Below are 4,215 nucleotides of genomic sequence, written 5' to 3'. Positions count from 1 at the left end.
GGCACTAAGCTGTCAGCTAGCCCTGACTACAGGCAGTACAAACTGACTACTTATTTAGTACGATTGGTATAACGCTCAGCCTTTAGCAGGTAGCGCCTTGGTGTGTGTTGCGCGTCAGTAAAGTAGCCAAGCTCAACCTGATAGCCTTGTTCTTCAAGAAATATCGCTTTATCAAGCAACAACCACAACTCTAACGGATATTGATAACGATGACGCACCAGTTCGATGCGTTTTACTAATAAGCGACGGGCTTGTGCCAGCCCCAACCAGTGTTGGTTGTCGATAACAGCAGGTGGAGTGAGTGATTTCTTCTCACAGGCCCAGCGAGCAAAATCACAAAAGTCGCCACTGAGTAAGCGTTTAGGAAAACTGGGTAAGGGTAAGTAATGTGCTTGGCCCGTTAACCACTGCTGTAGTTCATCAAAGGCCAAGCGCCAAGTGAGCTCAATATGGCGTAAGCGGCGCACGCGCTCGCCCCCCGTGGCTTGCTGTTGCAAAGGCAAGCGCAGGCTATGACGGTCGAGTTGTAAATCTAGCTGCTGACCAAGCGTAGATAAAGGTTGGTAATGCTGACCGGCAATTAAGTGATAACAGCAGGGCGATAGGGCCAGTTGCTGGGTGTGGGCGGTGGCACTGTGTTTTAAAAAGGCGAGATGCAGCTCGCCGCAGGCATGTAACGCCACGGCCGCTTGTTGCGGTTTAAATAATGCAGCAGCTTGCTCATCTAGCGCATTGGTACACACAAACTGGTGAGGCAGTTGTAGTTGGCTTGCCAGTTGCTCGCCTTGAGCACACAGGTCGGCATTCCACTCTAGGCTAGTAACGGCCAGCGCCCCTTGTTGAGCCAGTAACCGGCCTAAATGCCCCTTGCCAGCACACCACTCTAAAATGGGGTGTTGAGTATTGAGATTGGCAGCAAAATCATTAATTTGTGCCCATTTTCGCCCGCCAATGCCATTGCTCCAACGGGGGTTGGCATAGTGAGGAGCACGTGCCAACTCAGGCAACTCGATGCGGTGGAGTTCGGGTAACTGAGGTCGCCATTGACTTAGCCAAGCGAGAGCGGCTTCTGAGTTTGCATCCAGTGCATCTAATGCGACTTCATCGAGCGCTTGTAAGGCATCTGTTAGCTCTGGCCATGGCAGTTGTGTGCAACTAAACGGCAGGGGTTGCCAGTCGCCCTTGGCTTGTTGTAGCAGGGTGCTGAGCTGTTGAAATTGTTTAGTAAGAGTACTCATGGTCGAATTATACCTCTGTAGCCTTGCTCAGCACCATCTGGTATCTGTGTCCAGCTTGGTATTGGGACTGTGTGGGCGGTAGAATACGCTTTTGCTAACAGTGGCGTGGAATAAATATGAAAAGCTGGGATGTAATTATAGTGGGTGGTGGCGCCGCTGGTTTGATGTGTGCAGCCGAAGCCGGTAAGCGAGGCCGCCGTGTCTTGCTGCTTGATCATGGTAAGCGCATTGGCCGTAAAATTATTATGTCGGGCGGTGGCCGCTGTAATTTTACTAACTACTTTATTGAACCCAGCGCATTTTTATGTGAAAACCCCCACTTTGTTAAATCGGCATTGGCTCGCTATACCCAATGGGACTTTATAGCCTTGGTTGAAAAGCACGGCATTGCTTATCACGAGAAAGCTTTAGGTCAGCTGTTTTGTGATGATTCTGCACAGAGCATCGTCGATATGCTGGTAAAAGAATGTGAAGAGGCTGGGGTTACCATTCGGTTACGCAGTCATATTGAGGCGGTAGAGCAGCAAGATGAAGGATTTGCTGTTACCACTAACAATGAGCAATATCGTTGTCAGTCGCTCGTAGTGGCCAGCGGCGGCTTATCTATGCCCAAAATTGGTGCTTCTGCTTTTGGCTATCAATTAGCCGAGCAGTTTGGGCTTAAAGTATTGCCTACGCGCGCCGGATTAGTGCCTTTTACCTTACAGCCCGAGGACAAAGCCACCCTAGAACCACTGGCTGGCGTGTCTTTGCCGGTGGTGGCCGAAAGTGTTGATGGTACGCGTTTTAGTGAGAGTTTATTGTTTACCCACAGGGGCGTGTCTGGCCCTGCTGTGCTGCAAATATCTTCTTATTGGCAGGCCGGAGAGCCGGTGTTGTTTGAGTTGTTGCCCGAAGGGCGCCTAGCTCTGGGCATAAGTGAGCACCCTAACCAAGAGCTGAAAACTTGGCTAGGGCATCAGTTGCCTAAGCGACTGGTCGACGCCTTGTTTACGCGAGAGGAGTGGACTCAAGCCAAGATCAGCAATAAACCACTAAAACAATATATTCCTAAAGAGCTGGCCGCCATTGAGCAGCTGCTGAGTGCTTGGCCTCTCAAGCCAGGTGGTACTGAAGGTTATCGCACCGCCGAGGTAACCTTAGGCGGAGTAGACACTAATGAATTGTCTTCTAAAACCATGATGGCGAAAAAAGTGCCTAATTTATATTTTATCGGCGAAGTAGTGGATGTCACCGGCTGGCTAGGGGGCTATAACTTTCAGTGGGCTTGGAGTGCCGGTTGGAGTGCCGGACAAGTGGTTTAAACCATAGCTGTACGGCTTACGTTATACGCTGTACGCCATACGTTAAAACAACATCAGTATTTTCTTTAAGCGTATGGCGTACGGCGTCAAGCGTATTGCTCCCGAAGGGGCCTAAACAATATCTAAATGTGTTTTACGATTAGGAGCCGGAAAAGCGGCATCTAAGCGGGCCAGTATGTCTTGGCTGAGCTGAATATTCAGCGCGTCGGCATTTTGCTGTACATGCAGCGGCTGCACGGCCTTGGGAATAGCAATAAGGTCGCGTTTGCCATCTATGGGGCGAATGGCCCAAGCCAGTAACAGCTGCGGCACACTGATGTTTAGCTCTTGCGCTACAGCTTGCAGTTCGGGATGAGCCATTAAATCGCGCTGTAAACGACCCCCTTGAGCCAGCGGGCAATAGCCCATAGTGACAATGTCTTGCTGGCGTTGCCAAGGGCGCAAGGCATATTCAATGCCACGAGATCCTAAATGGTACAACACCTGATTAACCGCAGTATCTTGGCCACTTAAATAATGCCACAGCTGTAACTCGTCATGATCAAAGTTAGACACCGCAAAACGTTTTATTTTGCCCTCGGCACGTAATTGCTCAAAGGCACTTAGAGTTTCTTCTAGTGCGATACCGCCGGGCCAATGCAGTAAGTACATATCGAGATAATCGGTACCAAGGCGCTGCAAGCTGTCTTCACAGGCTTGAATGGCGCTGCGTTTACCGGCATTCCATGGGTAGACCTTAGAGACCAAAAACGCCTGTTCGCGACGACCTTTTAACGCCTCACTGACCACTTCTTCGGCGCCGCCGTCGGCATACATTTCGGCGGTATCCACTAAGGTGAGCCCTAAATCTAACCCTTGTTGAATAGCACGAACTTCATCGCGTCTAGGCGCTAGGCCTTCGCCCATATACCAAGAGCCTTGGCCAATGGCGGGCAGGGTAACAGCGGGCTCTGTGGTGGTCGCTTTAAGCGTAACGGTCGCGTCCATGGTAACCTCTTCATTTGTTGACGGTGATTTTTTGTGTATTCTAAGTCAATATGTTCTATGAGCAAGCTGCCCATTGCAATGTTCTCTTCGACTTTGCTAGACAAGATGGGCCGATACACTTTTTAAATAAGGGGCAATAAATGAGTGCATCAGAGGTTGATGACCAAAATGAACTTGTTCCGGTGCGACGACGCCTGCGACTCGATGATTTAAATCAGTTGCAAATAGAGTTATTGGCTAAACAGTTTAATAACGAAGCCGGTGTCTCTAAAGTAGTGGTGCGAAAACAATGGTTAGAAATTGAGTACGATGCTGCTGTGTTAACCCTAGAGCGAGTCATTGAATTACTAGAAGCCTATGGCGGTGAGTTATCCCAAGACTGGTGGACCTCTTTTAAAGCCAACTGGTATTTAAAGCGCGAAGAAAAATTACGCGCCCAGCTTAATGAAGAACCTTAAAAGATAGCTATCAGCGCTCAGCAAACACAATGCTGTACGCTATCCCAATATATCGCACCCAACCCAAAGGAGATCCTGACTTTCGTCGGGATGACGGCTGGTTTTATGTTGAGCTTGGTGCCGAGCGCTGCCCTTTCACAGCTTATACCAATCTAAGTAAGTATATGGTCAGTTTGTATTAAGTAAAAAACTAAGAACTATTTTTGCCACGGAAGACACGGAAAAAGG

The 4,215-nt window shown here is 49.3% G+C and carries 4 protein-coding genes; 2 read left to right on the top strand and 2 right to left on the bottom strand.

Translation table 11 applies throughout. The features are described from left to right. Positions 1-50: 50 nt before the first annotated feature. Positions 51-1,238 carry a methyltransferase gene (locus ACTHY5_RS11350; RefSeq protein ID WP_441879707.1) on the bottom strand — a complete coding sequence of 396 codons (1,188 nt, stop codon included), beginning with the start codon at positions 1,236-1,238 and terminating at the stop codon, positions 51-53. A gap of 116 nt (positions 1,239-1,354) precedes the next feature. On the opposite strand from ACTHY5_RS11350, the gene ACTHY5_RS11345 reads away from it, so the two are divergent. Continuing rightward, on the top strand, positions 1,355-2,542 hold the full coding sequence (locus ACTHY5_RS11345) for an NAD(P)/FAD-dependent oxidoreductase (protein WP_441879705.1): 1,188 nt from the start codon (positions 1,355-1,357) through the stop codon (positions 2,540-2,542). 111 nt (positions 2,543-2,653) lie between these two features. Here the strand turns inward: ACTHY5_RS11345 and ACTHY5_RS11340 are convergent, their stop codons facing one another. Next, a complete protein-coding gene (locus ACTHY5_RS11340; RefSeq protein WP_441879703.1) occupies positions 2,654-3,529 on the bottom strand; it encodes an aldo/keto reductase in 876 nt (291 codons plus the stop codon). 140 nt (positions 3,530-3,669) lie between these two features. Here ACTHY5_RS11340 and ACTHY5_RS11335 point away from each other — a divergent pair, with 140 nt between their 5' ends. After that, the gene (locus tag ACTHY5_RS11335; protein WP_441879701.1) at positions 3,670-3,987 is read left to right on the top strand and encodes a hypothetical protein; all 318 of its coding nucleotides are present in this window, start codon (positions 3,670-3,672) and stop codon (positions 3,985-3,987) included. Positions 3,988-4,215 lie beyond the last annotated feature (228 nt).

Origin of the sequence: Oceanisphaera sp. (assembly GCF_052084945.1) — a bacterium.
In the GTDB taxonomy this organism is placed as follows: Bacteria; Pseudomonadota; Gammaproteobacteria; order Enterobacterales; family Aeromonadaceae; genus Oceanimonas.
This window is presented reverse-complemented; position numbering and strand designations above follow the sequence as displayed.

Excerpts from the sequence above, each read along its gene's own strand:
- ACTHY5_RS11345 (WP_441879705.1), top strand. The coding sequence starts at position 1,355 with ATGAAAAGCTGGGATGTAATTATAGTGGGTGGTGGCGCCGCTGGTTTG.
- ACTHY5_RS11350 (WP_441879707.1), bottom strand. The coding sequence starts at position 1,238 with ATGAGTACTCTTACTAAACAATTTCAACAGCTCAGCACCCTGCTACAA.
- ACTHY5_RS11335 (WP_441879701.1), top strand. The coding sequence starts at position 3,670 with ATGAGTGCATCAGAGGTTGATGACCAAAATGAACTTGTTCCGGTGCGA.
- ACTHY5_RS11340 (WP_441879703.1), bottom strand. The coding sequence starts at position 3,529 with ATGGACGCGACCGTTACGCTTAAAGCGACCACCACAGAGCCCGCTGTT.